This window comes from Ensifer sp. D2-11, assembly GCF_054161295.1.
In genome coordinates, this window is the sequence record NZ_CP096433.1 from 268,844 (window position 1) to 285,712 (window position 16,869).

Consider the following 16,869-nt stretch of genomic DNA (forward strand, 5'->3'; position numbering starts at 1 on the left):
ACTCAACCCGTTCTTCGGACCCCGCCGAAAAGCTTCACCGAACGCAACCGCGCTTCCATGTCGAAGATCGGCATCGAGACGATCAGCTCGTCCGCCCTGGTGAGATCCACAAATGCCTCGATCTTTCGGCGGATCGTCTCGGGGCCGCCGACCACCGCGTAGCTCATTGCGTGGTCGACGAAAATCTTCTCGTCCTGGCTCCAGAGGCCGTCCATCGATTTGACCGGCGGCGGGAAGCGCCCGCGCGCATTGCGGCGAAGCGCGACGAAGGATTGCTGCATGGAGGTGAAGAGGTGGTTCGCCTCCTCGTCCGTGTCCGCTGCGACGCCCATGACTCCGACCATGACATGCGGCTTGTCGAGCTGTGGCGACGGGGTGAAGCGCTCGCGGTATATTTCGAGCGCGGAAAGCAGCATGTCCGGCGCGAAATGCGAGGCGAAGGCGAAGGGAAGGCCGAGCATGCCGGCGAGATGGGCGCTGAAATGGCTCGAACCGAGCAGCCAGATCGGCACGTTCGAATCCGCGCCCGGAACGGCGATGATCTTCTGGTCTTCGGTCGCCGGGCCGAGCAGCGCCTGCAGTTCCACGACATCGTTGGGGAAATTGTTGGCGCTCGCCTCCATGTTGCGGCGGAGCGCCTGCGCCGTTCTCATGTCCGTGCCGGGCGCGCGGCCGAGGCCGAGATCGATGCGGCCGGGGTAAAGCGCCGCAAGCGTGCCGAATTGCTCGGCGATGACGAGCGGTGAATGGTTGGGCAGCATGATGCCACCTGAGCCGACGCGGATCGTCCGCGTGGCCGAAGCCACATGCGAAATCACGAGAGACGTCGCGGCGCTGGCAATGCCCTTCATGCCATGGTGTTCGGCCAGCCAGAAGCGCTGATAGCCATTCTCCTCCGCCGCGATTGCCAGCCGCCGCGAATTTTCGAGCGACTCTGCGATGCTGCCCCCTTCGGTGATCGGCGACAGGTCGAGAATGGAAAAGGGGATCATGGCGAGGCTTTCAATTAAGAGAAATTGATCTTCCGCAATGTAGGTTCAAGTTTCCTTACGCCAAGGGTGCCCCGGCGCTTTTAGGCAGTGCGCGGCCATTTCTGTGCAATGTTTTTGTTTTGTTCACTTTTTGCTGGCAGCGTCCCGCCGACCGAAATAGGGTGAAGCATGCAGAATACGATTCGCATCATCGGCATCGATCCGGGCTTGAGGCGCACCGGCTGGGGGGTCATCGAAACGCTCGGCAATTCGCTGCGTTTCGTCGCTTCCGGCACCGTCACTTCCGATGGCGAGATGGATCTTGCCTCCCGCCTCTGCCAGTTGCATGACGGGCTTGCCGAGGTGGTGCACGGCTACCAGCCGCACGAGGCCGCTGTCGAACAGACCTTCGTCAACAAGGATGCGACCGCCACGCTGAAGCTCGGCCAGGCGCGCGGCATCGCCATGCTGGTGCCGGCCCGGGCGGGCTTGAGGGTCGCGGAATATGCGCCGAACGCCGTCAAGAAGGCCGTGATCGGCGTCGGCCACGGCGAAAAGCAGCAGATACACATGATGTTGAAAGTCCTGATGCCCAAGGCCGAGTTCAAAGGCAACGATGCCGCCGACGCGCTCGCCATCGCCATCTGCCACGCCCATAACAGGCAGGCAGTCACGAGCCGCCTTGCGGCGCTTGCGGGGTAGGTCGTGCGAATGAATATGACGGCAAGCGATACGCCCTCTGGCCGGCAGGTCAAAGGGCGTTGGAGGGCAACCGGATGATTGGCAAGCTCAAGGGCACGATAGACGAGATCGGCGAGGATCACGTGGTTCTCGACGTGCATGGGGTCGGGTATGTCGCCCATTGCTCAGCGCGCACGCTCGGAAAGCTCGGAAGCGCCGGAGAGGCGGCCGTGCTCTTCATCGAGACCTATGTGCGCGAGGATCAGCTGAAGCTGTTCGGGTTTCTGAGCGCGTTGGAGCGCGAATGGTTCCGCCTGCTTCAGAGCGTTCAGGGTGTGGGATCCAAGGTGGCGCTGGCGGTGCTCTCCACGCTGACCCCCGGGGAACTCGCCAATGCCATCGCCTTGCAGGACAAGACGTCGATCTCGCGCGCGCCGGGCGTGGGTCCGAAAGTTGCCGTGCGCATCGTCACCGAACTCAAGAACAAGGCTCCGGCCTTCGCCGGCGAGATGGCACCGTCTATCGGCCTCAAGCAGGAGCTCGGCGAAGGCGTTGCCGCAGCGCCGGTTGCGGACGCGGTCTCGGCGCTCACCAATCTCGGCTATTCGCGAGACCAGGCGGCCAACGCCGTTGCGGCTGCGCTGAAAAACGGCGGGGAGGGCGGCGACAGCGCCAAGCTGATCCGCCTGGGCTTGAAGGAGCTGTCGCGGTGAGGACGCGGCGAGCCTTCCTGCGGCCACAAAAGCATTGGAGTAGAGGGACGCTGGCCGTTCTCGCTGGATTGATCCGGGCGCCCCTATTATGGTTGAGCGCGGCAGCGGCGGTGACCGGCCTCAACGCCGGCACCCCTATGGCCGCGGACAGCCCGAAACGGAAGCAATGACATGAGCGAAGCCGCACGTCTGATCGCGCCGGAAAAGCGAGGCGAAGACCTCGATGCGACCATGCGCCCGCAGACGCTCGACGAGTTCACCGGCCAGGCTGAAGCGCGCGCCAATCTGAAGATCTTCATCGAAGCGGCGCGCAACCGCGGCGAAGCGCTCGACCACGTGCTCTTCGTCGGCCCGCCCGGGCTCGGCAAGACGACGCTGGCGCAGATCATGGCGAAGGAGCTCGGCGTCAATTTTCGCTCGACTTCCGGCCCGGTGATCGCCAAGGCCGGTGACCTTGCGGCGCTGCTCACCAATCTCGAAGAGCGCGACGTGCTCTTCATCGATGAAATCCACCGCCTCAATCCGGCCGTCGAGGAAATCCTCTACCCGGCCATGGAGGATTTCCAGCTCGACCTCATCATCGGCGAGGGGCCGGCGGCTCGTTCGGTGAAGATCGATCTCGCAAAGTTCACCCTAGTGGCGGCGACGACGCGCCTCGGACTGCTGACGACGCCGCTGCGCGATCGCTTCGGCATCCCCGTGCGGCTCAATTTCTATACGGTCGAGGAGTTGGAACTGATCGTCCGGCGTGGCGCGCGGCTGATGGGTCTCGGCATGACCGACGAAGGCGCGCGCGAGATTGCCCGCCGCGCGCGCGGCACGCCCCGCATCGCCGGCCGCCTCCTGCGCCGGGTGCGCGACTTCGCCGAGGTCGCACGGGCGGAGGCCGTGACGCTAGAGATTGCCGACGAGGCGCTGACCCGGCTGCTCGTCGACAGCATGGGTCTCGACCAGCTCGACCGGCGCTACCTGACGATGATCGCCCAGAATTTCGGCGGCGGGCCGGTGGGGATCGAGACGATCGCCGCCGGGCTTTCCGAGCCGCGCGACGCGATCGAAGACATCATCGAGCCCTATCTGATCCAGCAGGGCTTCATCCAGCGCACGCCGCGTGGCCGCGTGCTCACGGCGAATGCCTGGAAGCATCTCGGCCTCAATCCGCCACGGGATGTCGAGGCAAGCCAATTCCGGCTGACGCTCGAGGACGACTGAAATGAACACCCGGCGGGGCTTCATGAAGGTCCTCGGCGGTGGATTGGTGAGCGCCGTGGCCCTGGGCAGCTACGCCTTCGGCATCGAACCGCTTGCGCGTCTGAGGGTGGCCCGCTACGCCCTGACGCCACCCGGCTGGAGCCCCGGCCTGAAGCTCCGCCTGGTCGCGCTCGCGGATATTCATGCCTGCGAACCCTGGATGTCTGCGCGCCGCATCGCATCCATATGCGAGCGCGCCAACGGACTCGGCGGCGACGTGACGGTCCTTCTCGGCGACTACGCTTCCGGCATGAATCTCGTGACGCGCTATGTCCATTCGAGCGAGTGGTCGAAGGCGCTTGCCACGCTCAGGGCACCCCTCGGCGTCCATGCGATCATGGGAAATCATGATTGGTGGGAAGACAGGACCGCCCAGAAGAACGGCGGCGGCGATACCTTCGGCCATCGGGCATTGGCCGGCGTCGGCATTCAGGTGTACAGCAATCGCGCGGTCCGCCTTGAGAAGAGCGGCTTCCCCTTCTGGCTCGCAGGGCTCGAGGACCAGCTTGCGCTTCTGCCGGGACGGAAATGGAAACGCGCGTGGATGGGCGGCCTCGACGATCTCGATGGCACGCTTGCACAGGTGACGGACGAGGCGCCTGTGATACTGCTCGCGCACGAGCCGGATATTTTTCCGAAGGTGCCCTCGCGGGTGGCATTGACACTATCCGGTCACACGCATGGCGGACAGGTGCGCTTTGCCGGCCACTCGCCCGTCGTGCCATCGCGTTTCGGCGACCGGTACGCCTATGGTCATATTGTCGAGGGAGATCGCAACCTCATCGTCTCGGGCGGCCTTGGCTGCTCCATCGCACCGATCCGTTTCGGCGTGCCGCCGGAAATTGTGGTCGTCGATCTCGGATGACCGGAATTGCCCCTCATCCGGCTGCCGCCACCTTCTCCCCGCATGCGGGGAGAAGGGACTCGCGGTTTCGTCATTGCAACCAATATCGGCCGCGCATTCGCAGGGGGCATGTCCCCTCTCCCCGCTCGCGGGGAGAGGGTTAGGGTGAGGGGCGAAATCTTGGTTCAACGGTCACAGCTTGCACGGCAAGCTCCCGGATCGTCGCAGCCAGTCTTTCCCTTCCGCCCGGCACCCAGCCGAGAGCGCGCAGCTTCTCCGTCGACATCGTCTTGAATGCTGCCGCTTCCGCTGCCGGCGGCAGAGGGTGCGGGCAGCCGGTTGCAGCCTGGAGAAAGGAGAGGATCTCGCGGTTGTCGGTCAGCACGTCGGAGACGTTGAACACCTGAGCGGATATTCTCGCCGGTTCGGTTTCGAGCATGAGGCGGACGGCCTGGGCGACATCGTCGCCGTGGACTTCCGTGCCGATGCGCCTTGGCACCGGCCGGCCGGCAATGTAATCGGAAAAGAGATCGCTCCACTTGTGTTTTCGTCCCGGGCCCGCGGGGCCGTAGACACCGGTGACGCGCAGGCTGGTCGTGACGAAACTGTGGTCGGTCATCGATTTCAAGGCGTTCTCAGTGGCGAGCTTTACCTGTCCGTAGAACGTGTCCGGCTCGACAGGTGACGTCTCAGCGACAACCGGCGGCGCCGTCTCGCCATAGACGGCGCGGCTCGACAGGAAAACGCAGCGCCGTACGCCGGCGGCGCGCGCTTCCTCGAAAAGGCGAACGGAGCCGTCGAGATTGGCGCGGCGGAAACTCGTGGGGTCGTCACCCTCGCCTCCGCGATATCTGCCCTCGACATGCTCGAAGGCCGCATGGACGAAATAATAGATATCGTCGAAGGCGCCGGCCTGGTCCGCATCCGCATCGAGACGGAGCGGCACATGGGACACGGGTTGCGAATAAAAGCCGGCAGGCGGCGGAGAGCGCCCGCCGACCGTGACCTCATAGCCGTTTGCCAGCAGGTGCTCGATGATGAAGCGGCCGACGAATCCGGTGCCGCCGGAGACGAGAACGCGGGTCATGGCGACGTGATGCCGGCGTGCGGCGGGTTGGGAAGACCGGCAATATCGGGAATCTGCTCGCCGGTCAGAAAAGTGTGCCAGAGATCGATCAGCGGGCGCAGCGCATCCGCGCGCGGATGATCCTTCTCCCACGGCTTTTCATACTGGTAATGGAGCACTCCGATCGAGCGCCAGTCCCAAAGCTCAGGCAGGTTGAACCACACATACTGCAGCATGTTCATCGTCACCGGCAGGCCATGCCAATCGGGGAAGAAGCTTTGCAGAAAGGTCTGGTCCGTGCGCGGCCAGAAGGCGTCCGGCGCATCGAGGGCCGCGAGCATCTTCTCGAAGGTCGCGACTGCCGGCTCGGCGACGAAGACGCCGGAGTTCAGGCGGTGGAAGTCCGCGAGACTCTCATAGACGTTCGGCGCTGCGGCAAATTCCGGATAGAGAAACAGCTTGTCGATGTTGCGCAACACGATCGCGTCGGCATCGATGAAGATGCAGCGTTCGTATTCGACGAGTTGCCACAGCCTTATCTTGCAGAAATTGTCGAGCGGCGAATGGAAATCGGGCTTGCGTCCTTTTGTGAAGGGGGCCTGCTCATGCACGTTGCGGCGCTGATGCCGGGCGTTGAATTCGTCCGAAAGCGGCAGCAGGTCGGTTTGGATCAGGCGGCAGTCGAATTCGGTCAGCGGCTCGAGGGAGGCGGCATCCACCCCGCCGGTATGGAGCACGACGATATCTGCGGGCGTCCGGGTGAGACGGATCGATCTGAGCAGGGCCCGCGCACCGAGCGCGTAGTCGCTGTTGGTGACGAGCGTCACGAAAGCGTGGCGCGCAGTCACCGTGGAGGAGGGACTGAGCCCCTCCGGACTGGCGAAGACGCGGCTCATGAAACCGATTTCAGCCGCTTGCCCTCCGGATCGTGGTTGATCAAGGGGGCGATGTCCTTCGTCCAGGCGGAAACCGCCGGCACGCGCGAGCGATCGACGCGATAGGCGAATTTCTTCGCCACGTCGACGATCTCCGAAAGCAGCCCGTCTTCGAGCCGAACCGGATTGAGTCCGAGCGCGAGGAATTTCTCGTTCCGCACCACGAGCTCGTTCTCGGCCGCTTCCTTGCGCGGATTGGGCAGCCAGGCGATTTTCGCGCCGGTCATGCGTGCGACCATCTCGGCGAGATCGCGGATGCGGTGCGTTTCCGTCATCTGGTTGAATATCTCGACGCGGCTGCCGCGCGCCGGCGGGTTCCTGAGCGCGAGTTCGATGCAGCGCACCGAGTCCTGAATATGGATGAAGGCGCGCGTCTGGCCGCCGGTTCCGTGAACCGTCAGCGGATAGTCGATTGCTGCCTGGATCAGGAAACGATTGAGGACGGTTCCGTAATCGCCGTCATAGTCGAAGCGGTTGATGAGCTGCGGATGACGCCGCGTCTGCTCCGTATGCGTGCCCCAGACGATGCCCTGATGCAGATCGGTGATCCTGAGGCGGTCATTCTTCGCATAGAACTGGAAGAGCAGCTGATCCAGGCACTTGGTCATGTGATAGACGGAGCCCGGATTGGAAGGATAGAGGATTTCCTGGTTCACCGTCTCTCCGCCCATGGTCTCGATGCCGACGGGCAGGTAGCCTTCAGGGATCGCCGCCCCGATCGTGGAATAGCCGTAAACGCCCATCGTACCGAGATGCACGAGATGGGCATCGAGTTCGAGTTCGACCAGTGCGTTCAGGAGATTGTGGGTCGCGTTGACGTTGTTGTTGACCGTGTAGTTCTTGTGCCTGTCGCTCTTCATCGAATAGGGGGCGGCCCGCTGCTCGGCGAAGTGGACGACCGCATCGGGCCGATGCTCCGCCAGCCAGTTCTTCAGGAGTTCGTAGTCGCGGGCGAGATCGATCAGATTGAAGTGAATACGCCGGCCGGTTTCCGCGTGCCAGATGCGCGTGCGCTCCTGGATGGAATCCATCGGCGTCAGGGATTGAACGCCGAGTTCCGTGTCGATCCAGCGGCGGGAGAGATTGTCGAGGATGTGAACCTCGTGGCCCGCATCGGACAAATGCAGGGCGGTGGGCCAGCCGACGAAACCATCACCGCCGAGGACTGCAATCTTCATGCACGATTCTCCTGCTCGGGAAGAGGACAGGGTCCTGATAGGATAGGATTGTGACAAAGCTGCAGTGCTTGCAAATGTCTTTTTGTTCCTGCACAGGAAAACGCAATAAATCCTCCCGGAGAATGCCATGTCACTGATTTCGCTTGCCGGCGAGCTGACCGAGACCGGCCACCGACTGATCCAGCGGGTCTATTACGAGGACACCGATTTTTCCGGCGTCGTCTACCATGCGCGCTATCTGCATTTCATGGAGCGCGCCCGGACCGACTATCTGCGGCTTCTCGGCGTCGAGCAGGCGTCGCTGGCGATCGAAGGCGACGTGGAAGGCCTCGTCTTCGTCGTCCACCGTATGGAAATCGACTTCAAGGCGCCGGCGCGCATGGACGACGTCCTGACTATCGAGACCGCGACCGAAAAGGCCGGCGGCGCAAAAATGATCCTGCAGCAGCAGATCAGGCGCGGCGACGCGCTGCTGATCGCGGCCAAGGTAATCATCGCGGTCATCAACGGTCAGGGACGGCCACGGCGTCTGCCGGAGGCACTGGCAACGAAATTCCTGGCTGCGCAAGCGGCTTCCGCGTGAGCGGCCGGCTCATTCGACCGAGTTCAATATCTTCTTCGTCAGCGACTGACTGATCTTGCCGATCTCCCGCCACGGATCGGTCCCGGCTTCGATCCGCTCGATAATGTCCGGAATCTGAAACCCGTTGGCGGCTTCGAGGCCTTGGAGTTCGTCCCAGCCGACCGGTGTGGCGACCGGTCCGCCGGAGCGCGCGCGGGTGGAATAGGGCGCGATCGCCGTGGCGCCGCGATCGTTTCTCAGCCAGTCTATGAAAATCTTTCCCTTGCGCTTCGCCTTCGACATGGTGGCGACGAAATTGTCCGGATCGCGCTCGGCGATAGATCGCGCGAGCGCTTTCGCGAAGCCTTTGGCCTCCTCCCATTCGGCATGGGGGCGGAGCGGAACGATGACGTGGACGCCCTTGCCGCCGGTCACCATGGGCACTGTTTTCAGGCCGATCTCGGCGAGTTCGTCGCGGAGCCTGAGGGCTGCCGCCTTGACTGTCTCGAAGTCGACGCTCGGATCGGGGTCGAGATCGAAGACCAGACGGTCGGGTTTCTCCAGCCGGTCGATGCTTGAACCCCAGATGTGAAACTCGAGCGTCCCCATCTGCACCGCGGCGACGAGGCCCTTGGCATCGTGGATGTACATATAGTTCTCGGTGTCGCCCGATGCCTCGGTAATCGGCACTTCCCAGATCGCCTCGGGAAAGCCGTCGCTTGCGTGTTTCTGGAAGAAACAGTGCCGCTCGCCGCCCTGCGGGCAGCGCACCAGCGAAACGGGGTGATCGGCGGCAAAGGGGAGCATCCTCTCGGCGACAACGGCATAATAGCGGGCGAGATCGATCTTGGTGATGCCCTGGCCTTCGAAGAGCACCCGGTCCGGATGGGAGATGCGGATGCCGAGGACATCGGCGTCTCCCTGCACAGGCGGCGTCTTGCGCGTCCTGGCGGAAGATTTGCTCTTGGCGGTCTCCGGCTCCGCTTCTGCCGGCTTCGGTGTCTCCAGTTTCACGGCCCTGGCCTCCTTGTCCTCGCGCAATCCCTCGAATGAACCGTGACGGACATGTCCGTCGGCCGTGAATTCGGCGAAATCCACCTCCGCCACCAGGTCCGGCTCAAGCCATACCGAATTTCGCATTCTCTCTCGCGGCACGCTGTCGAAGGGCGACGTATCGCGCTTGCGCTTTGCGAAGGCCGCGGCGAGGTCCTCCATTGTCTTTCCGCTGAAACCGGTGCCGACGCCGCCACGGTAGATCAGCTTCCCGCCTTCGAAGGTCCCGACGAGCAGCGAGGCGAAGGCACGTCCCTTCTTCGAAGACGGGGTATAGCCACCGATCACGAACTCCTGGCGCTTCGTGCATTTCACCTTGAGCCAGCTTCGGCTGCGCCCGCTGCGATAGGGGGCATCCGCCTCCTTGGCGATTATACCCTCCTGGCCGGCCTTGCATATCGCGGAAAGCACGTGCTCGCCATTGCCGCGGACATGCTCGCTGAATTGTACGGTAGAGGTGGCGCCGAGCGTTTGGAGCAGCGCTTCGAGCCGTTCCTTGCGTTCCACGAGCGGCTTCCGGCTCAGATCCTTGCCGTCGAGCTCGATGAGATCGAAAGCGTAAAGCCGTGTGCTGGCCCCCGTTCTAAGCGCCTTCTGCAGGGCCGAAAAGGTCGATCCGCCTTCCGAAAGCGCCACCACTTCGCCATCGATCAGAGCGGACTGGCAGTCGAGTTCGGCAAGGGCGGCGGCAATTGCAGGGAACTTCTCGGTCCAGTCGAGGCCGTTGCGCGTGTAGCAGCGCACGGTGCCGGCACCGACGGCGCAGACAAGACGGTAGCCGTCGAACTTGGCTTCGTTCAGCCATGCGTCGCCGGCGGGCACCTTGGTCACCAGAGTCGCCAGCTGCGGTGCCTTGAAGGCGGGCAGCTTGCCGGAGGCTTTTCGCGTCGCGCGCTTGCCTGCATTGCCGTTTTCGGCGATCGCGCCGGCCTCGAGATTGGCCGAGATGCTCTTGTTGGAATGCCAGACCCGCGCCCGCTTCTCGCCCCTGCCTTCGGCGATCTCCTCCATCGTCCGGCCGGTAACGATGCTGGTGATGTTCTCGTTGATCAGGCTCTCGCCGTCATCGGAGGCGACATCGTCCGTTTCCTTGACGAGCAGCCAGTTCTCGCGCTTTTCGCCTTCGCGTGGCCGCATGCGCACCAGCGCCCAGCCGCCCTTCATTCGGCTGCCATGCAGCTTGAAGGAGAGCTTGCCCTTCTTCAGGGCTTCTGACGGGTCATCCTCCGGCTCCCACCAGCCGGTATCCCAGAGCATCACGGTACCGCCGCCATACTCTCCCTTCGGTATCGTTCCTTCGAAGTCGCCATAGGCAAGCGGGTGGTCTTCGGTACGCACGGCCAGGCGCTTGTCTTCGGGGTTGAGGCTCGGGCCGCGTGTGACCGCCCAGCTCTTCAGCACGCCCTCCCATTCCAGGCGGAAGTCGTAGTGCAGGCGGGTCGCAGCGTGCTTCTGAACCAGGAACCGCATCCTGTTGTCCCCGCTGCGCCGAGCGACCGCTCCCTTGGGTTCGCTCGTCCGCGTGAAATCGCGGCGCCGGTTATATTCGGAAAGCGGTTCATTGCGAGCGGCCATGGATCGTCAGCCCGATTTCGGCTGGAAGGCTGTATGTTTCGGGGACCAGGGGCTCATGGCACCGAAACGTGCGACCTGCTGCGAAGTTCCGTATCGCGCAAGCTCACTCGAACTGCGCGCGCGGTAATACTCCCTTAACCATAATGGTGTCTTAATCCGTGTATCAGGATTTGTGCAGTGCACGTCATCCTTTGACCAAAATTGACGGCAAGAAGGCAGGCTGAAGCGAGTAGATCGCAATGCCGCGATCGGTGGCAATACCGGGGCATTCCTGCTGCAGGACATTTGGGCGACCCGGTCACGAGCATGAGTTGCTCTGCCGGGTGTTTGGATTCGGGGACTGAAATCGATGGAACAGGTTGGATTGGCCGCGACGAGCGACGTGACCCTCTGGTCGCTCTTCATGCAAGCGGGCTTGGTCGTGAAGCTGGTCATGCTGGGGCTCATCGCCGCCTCGGTCTGGACCTGGGCTATCGTCGTCGACAAGAGCCTGAATTACGGGCGTGTCCGCCGGCAGCTCGATAATTTCGAGCAGGTATTCTGGTCGGGTCAGTCGCTGGAGGAGCTCTATCGGACCCTCTCGGACAGGCAGACGAGCGGAATGGGCGCGATCTTCGTTTCGGCCATGCGCGAATGGAAGAAAAGCTTCGAGCGCGGCGCGCGCGCGCCGATCGGCCTGCAGATGCGGATCGACCGTGCGATGGACGTGACGCTCGCCCGTGAATCCGAAGCGCTCGAGGCAAGGCTCGGCTCGCTGGCGACGATCGGCTCGGCTGCCCCCTTCATCGGCCTTTTCGGCACCGTCGTCGGTATCATGACCTCGTTCCAGGCCATCGCCGGCTCCAAGTCCACCAACCTCGCCGTCGTTGCTCCCGGTATCGCCGAAGCGCTGCTTGCGACCGCCATCGGTCTGCTCGCCGCCATTCCTGCCGTTATCGCCTACAACAAGTTCACCGCCGATGCCGGCAAGCTGACGGCACGCATGGAAGCCTTTGCCGACGAGTTCTCCGCCATCCTGTCGCGGCAGATCGACGAGAAGCTGCAGCCTTCTCGCCAAGCCGCGCAATAACGACCTCAAAGCACGGAGACCACGCTGATGGGTATGGCAGTTGGCGGAGCCAAGGGGTCGGGCGGCGGGCGCCGCCGCCGCGGCGGCAGAAGAAGTGCGATCAGCGAGATCAACGTCACGCCGCTCGTCGACGTCATGCTGGTTCTCCTCATCATCTTCATGGTGGCTGCGCCGATGATGACGGTCGGCGTGCCGATCGATCTGCCGGAAACGCAGGCGAAGGCCATGAACGCCGATACGCAGCCGATCACCGTCTCGGTCAACCCGGCGGGCGAGATCTTCCTGCAGGAGACGCCGATAGCGATCGACGAGGTCGTCCCGAAGCTCGAGGCGATCGCCACGACCGGCTACAATGAGCGCATCTATGTGCGCGGCGACACCAATGCCGACTACGGCACCGTGATGAAGGTGATGGCACGCATCTCCGCGGCAGGCTTCAAGAACCTGGGTCTCGTAACGCTTCAAGAACAAGAGAAGTGATCGTCCGAATGAAGGGCAGTATCGCTACATCTGCTGTCCTCCACGCCCTGGTCCTGACCTGGGCGCTGGTGTCGCTTGGCAGCCCGGCCGATTTCGAGGTCGCGGACGTCGAGGCGCTGCCGGTCGACATCGTGCCGGTCGAGTCGATCACGCAGATCCAGCAGGGCGACAAGAAGGCTCCGGCCAAGGAAAAGGCATCGCCCGTTCCGACCAAGAAGCCGACGCCCGTCGAGAACGCCGAGAATGTCGGCGAGAACGACGTCGACCTGAAGACGCCGCCCACGCCCAATGTCAAGCCGGTCGAGAACGAGTCGGCCGCAGCGCCGCAGAAGACCGAAAAGGCCCCGCCGACGCCCGATCCCGTGAAGGAAGAGATCGAAAAGGTCGAAGAGACCAAGCCGGCCGCCGAGCCCGCGACGGAAGTGGCGGCACTCCCCGAGCCCAAGCAGGAAGTAAAGCCGGATACGAAGCCGGAACCGGCACCGGCGGAAGAGCAGCCCGCGGAAAATCCCGAGGCCGAGGCTCTGCCGGACAGGGTGCCGACGCCGCAGGTGAAGCCCAAGGTCGAAAAGCCCGCGCAGACGGCCAAGACGCCAGAGCGCAAGAAGGAAGAGGTCAAGAAGGAGCAGAAGAAGGCGTCCTCCCAGAAGGAGAGCGACTTCAATGCCGACGAGATCGCGGCGCTGCTCAACAAGCAGGAATCCTCCGGCGGCGGCGCCAAGCGCTCGACCGAGGAGGCGGCCCTCGGCGGCAAGAAGACGACGAGCGGCAACACGCTTTCGCAGAGTGAAATGGACGCGCTTCGCGGTCAGATCCAGAACAACTGGTCGATCATTCCCGGCATGGCCGACGCGGCGGATGTCCGCATCAAGGTGACGATGCGGCTCGACCCGAACGGCGACCTGATCGGCGAACCGGAAGTGGAAGCCAGCGGCGGCTCGGATGCGGCGCGGCGGGCACTCATGGGTGGTGCACGCCGGGCCATCCTGAAGTCCGTTCCCTTCAAGGGGCTGCCGGCCGACAAATACGATTCGTGGAGCGAGGTCGTCGTCAACTTCGACCCGAGCTCGATGCTCTAGACAGGTTGGGCCGGTTGTGGGCGGAATATTGCGCCTCATCCTGCTCGGAACACGAAAGGCTGAAAGGCTTTATGGAAATGCTGAGACGCAATTTTTTCCGCCTCCTGATGGTGCTGGTCGCCGGCTGCGGGCTCATTGCCTCGCCGGCAAATGCGCTCGTCGAGATCAACATCAACAAGGGTAACGTCGAGCCGCTGCCGATCGCGATCACGGACTTCCTGCAGGGCGAACTCGCCCAGAAGATCTCCGGCGTGATTGCCGCCGACCTGAAGCGCTCCGGGCTTTTCGCGCCGATCGACAAGGGCGCCTTCATCGAGAAGATCTCCAATCCCGATGCCACACCGCGTTTCGAGGACTGGAAAGTGATCAACGCGCAGGCGCTCGTCATCGGCCGCGTCACGCAGGAAGGCGACGGCAGGCTGAAGGCGGAGTTCCGCCTTTGGGATACCTTTGCCGGCCAGCAGATGCTCGGTCAGCAGTTCTACACCCAGCCGGAGAACTGGCGCCGGGTCGCCCACATCATTGCCGACGCGATCTATGAGAGGATCACCGGCGAGAAGGGTTATTTCGACACGCGCATCGTCTACGTCGCCGAAAGCGGGCCGAAGAATGCGCGCAAGCGCCAACTCGCCATCATGGACCAGGACGGGGCCAATTCCCGGGCGCTCACCAATTCCAACGACATCGTGCTGACGCCGCGCTTCTCGCCGAACCGTCAGGAAATCACCTATATGTCGTTCGAGAACCAGCAGCCGCGCGTTTATCTGCTTCAGCTTGAAACGGGGCAGCGCGAGGTGGTCGGCAATTTCCCGGGCATGACCTTCGCCCCGCGTTTCTCGCCGGATGGCCAGCGGGTGATCATGAGCCTGCAGCAGGAAGGCAACGCCAATATCTATACGATGGATCTGCGCTCGCGCACGACGACGCGGCTCACCAACACCGCGGCGATCGACACCTCTCCCTCCTATTCGCCGGACGGCAGCCGGATCGTCTTCGAAAGCGACCGCGGCGGCAAGCAGCAGCTCTACGTCATGGGCGCCGACGGCTCCGGCCAGACGCGCATTTCCTTCGGCGACGGTTCCTATTCGACGCCCGTCTGGTCTCCGCGCGGCGATCTCATCGCCTTCACCAAGCAGTCGGGCGGGAAGTTCTCGATCGGCGTCATGAAGCCGGACGGGTCGGGCGAGCGCATTCTCACCACCGGCTTCCACAATGAAGGCCCCACCTGGGCGCCGAACGGCCGTGTCCTGATGTTTTTCCGTCAGAACGCCGGTGCGGGCGGCCCGCAGCTCTATTCGATCGATCTGACGGGCTATAACGAGCAGCTTGTCCAGACGCAGGGCTTCGCCTCGGATCCGGCCTGGTCGCCGCTGATGGAATAGGGCATCCGCCGCGAGCCCAATCGAGAGAAATGATGAGATTCAAAGATTTCGGGCCAATACGGCCCGAAATTCTTCGTGATCGCGCGTCCACAGTTATGGCAGGGAATGAGGCGAATGTGCCGCTTTCTCGCCGCAAAGTGCTGGTGTAGCAGGCGCCCCGACGCACATTGTCGATTTGTTAACCATATCCGTTGAAAAGCAATTAACCGCTTCCGGTTACAGTCTGGCAACCGTGAATTTGACACTTCTCAAGGAGACCCGGCCCATGAGCCGAATTGACACCCCGGCAGCAAGCCGCATGCAGACCATCGCCCGCAATCCGGTCATGATCGCGCTCGTCATGACGCTTGCCCTTGCTGGCTGCGCTTCGAAGAAGAACCTGCCGAACGATGCTGCCGGCCTCGGTCTCGGCGCAGGCGCGGCGACCCCGGGCTCGCAGCAGGACTTCACCGTCAACGTCGGCGACCGCATCTTCTTCGATACGGATTCGACGTCGATCCGTGCCGACGCGCAGGCGACGCTCGACCGCCAGGCCCAGTGGCTGGCAAAATATCCGAACTACGGAATCACCATCGAAGGCCATGCCGACGAGCGCGGCACCCGCGAATACAACCTGGCGCTCGGCGCCCGCCGTGCTGCCGCGACCCGCGACTATCTCGTCAGCCGCGGCGTCCCCGGAAACCGCATGCGCACGATCTCCTACGGCAAGGAAAAGCCGGTCGCCGTCTGCGACGACATCTCCTGCTGGTCGCAGAACCGCCGCGCCGTTACCGTGCTCGGTGGCGCCGGCAGCTGATTATTCGGCATAGAAGGTGAATTCGAGGGGCGGTCTACGGGCCGCCCTTTCTTTTTTACCACACTTTGGCCGAACTCCGTTGCTTTTTCACGGGAGTTGGAAAACTGTGCGGCACCCCGCCTCGGAATCGGCAAATGTACTGCGCAACGCGATCCAGGGCGGGATAATCGGTTACGAACAGGACAAATGAAATGAAGAAATTTGTCGTGGCAGGACTGCTTGGCCTCGTGACCCTTGCGGGTCTCGGCTCTACAGCAGATGCCATGCCGCTTTCCGGGCTCTTTGCCCGCACGACGCAGACCGATGCCGGCAGCAAGGGCGACCTTCCGGTAATGAAGGTGCAATCACCCGATATTGCGCGGGTCGGTCAACTCGAGGAACAGATCCGCTCCCTCAATGGGCGTATCGAGGAAATGAGCTTCCAGCTCCTGCAGATGCAGGAGCAGATCCGGAAGTTCCAGGAGGACAACGAGTTCCGCTTCCAGGATCTGGAAAACGGCAGGTCCTCCTCCAAGAAGAGCGGCGCGCTTGAAACGCCGAAATCGAATGATCAGGCGTCCGTCACCCCCGGGGTGACGGATAGCCGGCCGTCGGGCGCTCCGGCTGCCGGCGGCGCCGATATGGCGGGTGTCGATCCCAACGCGCCGGGCGCCGCGCCCGCGCCGGCGACGCTGGGGCAGATCATTTTCGACGAGAACGGCAACCCCGTCTCGGCAACGGCGGGCGTAGAGCCCGGGGCCAACGCCACTCTGCCCGGCGTCGATACAGGGCTTGCGACCCAGGGCGGTGGCCTCAACGACAATCCGGGAAGCGTGCCGGACAGCGGACAGGCGACCGCGTCTCTCAGCGATCCGGGCGATCTCTACCAAGCAGGCTACAGCCACGTGCTTTCCGGCGATTACAGCATCGCAGAGCAGGAATTCCGCGATTACCTCGATGCCTTTCCAAGCGGCGACAAGGCGGCGGATGCGAGCTTCTGGATGGGCGAGGCACAGTATTCGCAAGGCAAGTACAGCGACGCGGCCAAGACCTTCCTCAACGCGCATCAGAGCCACGGCAAGTCACCGAAGGCTCCGGAAATGCTCTTGAAGCTCGGCATGTCCCTCGGCGCCCTCGACAACAAGGAGACCGCCTGCGCCACGCTGCGCGAGGTCAACAAGCGCTATCCGAAAGCATCACCCGCCGTGAAGGCGAAGGTGGCGAGCGAGCAGAGCCGTTTCGGCTGCTGAGGCGG

General features: G+C 63.2%; 16 protein-coding genes. 11 read left to right on the plus strand and 5 right to left on the minus strand.

The window, feature by feature from the left end; translation table 11 throughout:
• Positions 1–2: 2 nt before the first annotated feature.
• Positions 3–992: an LLM class flavin-dependent oxidoreductase gene (locus M1D34_RS01210; RefSeq protein ID WP_028011257.1), complete on the minus strand. Its 990-nt coding sequence runs from the start codon at positions 990–992 to the stop codon at positions 3–5.
• Positions 993–1,160: 168 nt separating this feature from the next.
• Between M1D34_RS01210 and ruvC the strand changes: the two genes are divergently transcribed.
• From ruvC to M1D34_RS01230, 4 genes are all read left to right on the plus strand, one after another.
• The gene (gene ruvC, locus M1D34_RS01215) at positions 1,161–1,673 is read left to right on the plus strand and encodes a crossover junction endodeoxyribonuclease RuvC (RefSeq protein ID WP_027993294.1); all 513 of its coding nucleotides are present in this window, start codon (positions 1,161–1,163) and stop codon (positions 1,671–1,673) included.
• A gap of 74 nt (positions 1,674–1,747) precedes the next feature.
• A complete protein-coding gene (gene ruvA, locus M1D34_RS01220) occupies positions 1,748–2,365 on the plus strand; it encodes a Holliday junction branch migration protein RuvA (protein ID WP_003535964.1) in 618 nt (205 codons plus the stop codon).
• A 171-nt stretch (positions 2,366–2,536) separates the two neighbouring features.
• On the plus strand, positions 2,537–3,577 hold the full coding sequence (ruvB, locus tag M1D34_RS01225) for a Holliday junction branch migration DNA helicase RuvB (protein ID WP_028003134.1): 1,041 nt from the start codon (positions 2,537–2,539) through the stop codon (positions 3,575–3,577).
• 1 nt (position 3,578) lies between these two features.
• Positions 3,579–4,481, plus strand: a complete 903-nt coding sequence (locus tag M1D34_RS01230) for a metallophosphoesterase (protein ID WP_498780289.1) — start codon at positions 3,579–3,581, stop codon at positions 4,479–4,481.
• Between the two features lie 139 nt (positions 4,482–4,620).
• Here the strand turns inward: M1D34_RS01230 and M1D34_RS01235 are convergent, their stop codons facing one another.
• From M1D34_RS01235 to M1D34_RS01245, 3 genes are read right to left on the minus strand one after another with little or no spacing between them, the layout of a single operon-like run.
• Positions 4,621–5,547, minus strand: a complete 927-nt coding sequence (locus M1D34_RS01235; protein WP_498780291.1) for an NAD-dependent epimerase/dehydratase family protein — start codon at positions 5,545–5,547, stop codon at positions 4,621–4,623.
• Complete coding sequence (locus M1D34_RS01240; RefSeq protein ID WP_498780293.1) at positions 5,544–6,422, minus strand: glycosyltransferase; 879 nt, start codon at positions 6,420–6,422, stop codon at positions 5,544–5,546. The genes M1D34_RS01235 and M1D34_RS01240 overlap by 4 nt, the downstream gene beginning before the upstream one ends.
• Positions 6,419–7,639: an NAD-dependent epimerase/dehydratase family protein gene (locus M1D34_RS01245; protein ID WP_003527600.1), complete on the minus strand. Its 1,221-nt coding sequence runs from the start codon at positions 7,637–7,639 to the stop codon at positions 6,419–6,421. Before M1D34_RS01245 ends, M1D34_RS01240 begins: the two co-directional genes overlap by 4 nt.
• A 127-nt stretch (positions 7,640–7,766) precedes the next feature.
• On the opposite strand from M1D34_RS01245, the gene ybgC reads away from it, so the two are divergent.
• Positions 7,767–8,222, plus strand: a complete 456-nt coding sequence (gene ybgC / locus M1D34_RS01250; protein ID WP_003527598.1) for a tol-pal system-associated acyl-CoA thioesterase — start codon at positions 7,767–7,769, stop codon at positions 8,220–8,222.
• A 9-nt stretch (positions 8,223–8,231) separates the two neighbouring features.
• Here ybgC and ligD read toward each other — a convergent pair whose 3' ends face one another.
• Positions 8,232–10,829, minus strand: a complete 2,598-nt coding sequence (gene ligD, locus M1D34_RS01255; protein ID WP_498780296.1) for a DNA ligase D — start codon at positions 10,827–10,829, stop codon at positions 8,232–8,234.
• A 349-nt stretch (positions 10,830–11,178) separates the two neighbouring features.
• Between ligD and tolQ the strand changes: the two genes are divergently transcribed.
• The 6 genes from tolQ to ybgF all read left to right on the plus strand — a co-directional run bounded on the left by tolQ (position 11,179) and on the right by ybgF (position 16,864).
• Entirely contained in the window at positions 11,179–11,898 is a 720-nt protein-coding gene (gene tolQ / locus M1D34_RS01260) for a protein TolQ (RefSeq protein ID WP_003527594.1), read from the plus strand.
• Between the two features lie 27 nt (positions 11,899–11,925).
• Positions 11,926–12,378, plus strand: a complete 453-nt coding sequence (tolR, locus tag M1D34_RS01265; protein ID WP_003527592.1) for a protein TolR — start codon at positions 11,926–11,928, stop codon at positions 12,376–12,378.
• 8 nt (positions 12,379–12,386) lie between these two features.
• Positions 12,387–13,457: a cell envelope integrity protein TolA gene (gene tolA, locus M1D34_RS01270; protein WP_003527590.1), complete on the plus strand. Its 1,071-nt coding sequence runs from the start codon at positions 12,387–12,389 to the stop codon at positions 13,455–13,457.
• Positions 13,458–13,528: 71 nt separating this feature from the next.
• Entirely contained in the window at positions 13,529–14,839 is a 1,311-nt protein-coding gene (gene tolB, locus M1D34_RS01275) for a Tol-Pal system beta propeller repeat protein TolB (RefSeq protein WP_010970163.1), read from the plus strand.
• A 265-nt stretch (positions 14,840–15,104) separates the two neighbouring features.
• Positions 15,105–15,635: a peptidoglycan-associated lipoprotein Pal gene (gene pal, locus M1D34_RS01280; RefSeq protein ID WP_003527588.1), complete on the plus strand. Its 531-nt coding sequence runs from the start codon at positions 15,105–15,107 to the stop codon at positions 15,633–15,635.
• Positions 15,636–15,826: 191 nt separating this feature from the next.
• Positions 15,827–16,864, plus strand: a complete 1,038-nt coding sequence (gene ybgF / locus M1D34_RS01285) for a tol-pal system protein YbgF (RefSeq protein WP_003527587.1) — start codon at positions 15,827–15,829, stop codon at positions 16,862–16,864.
• The last annotated feature ends 5 nt before the right edge of the window (positions 16,865–16,869 follow it).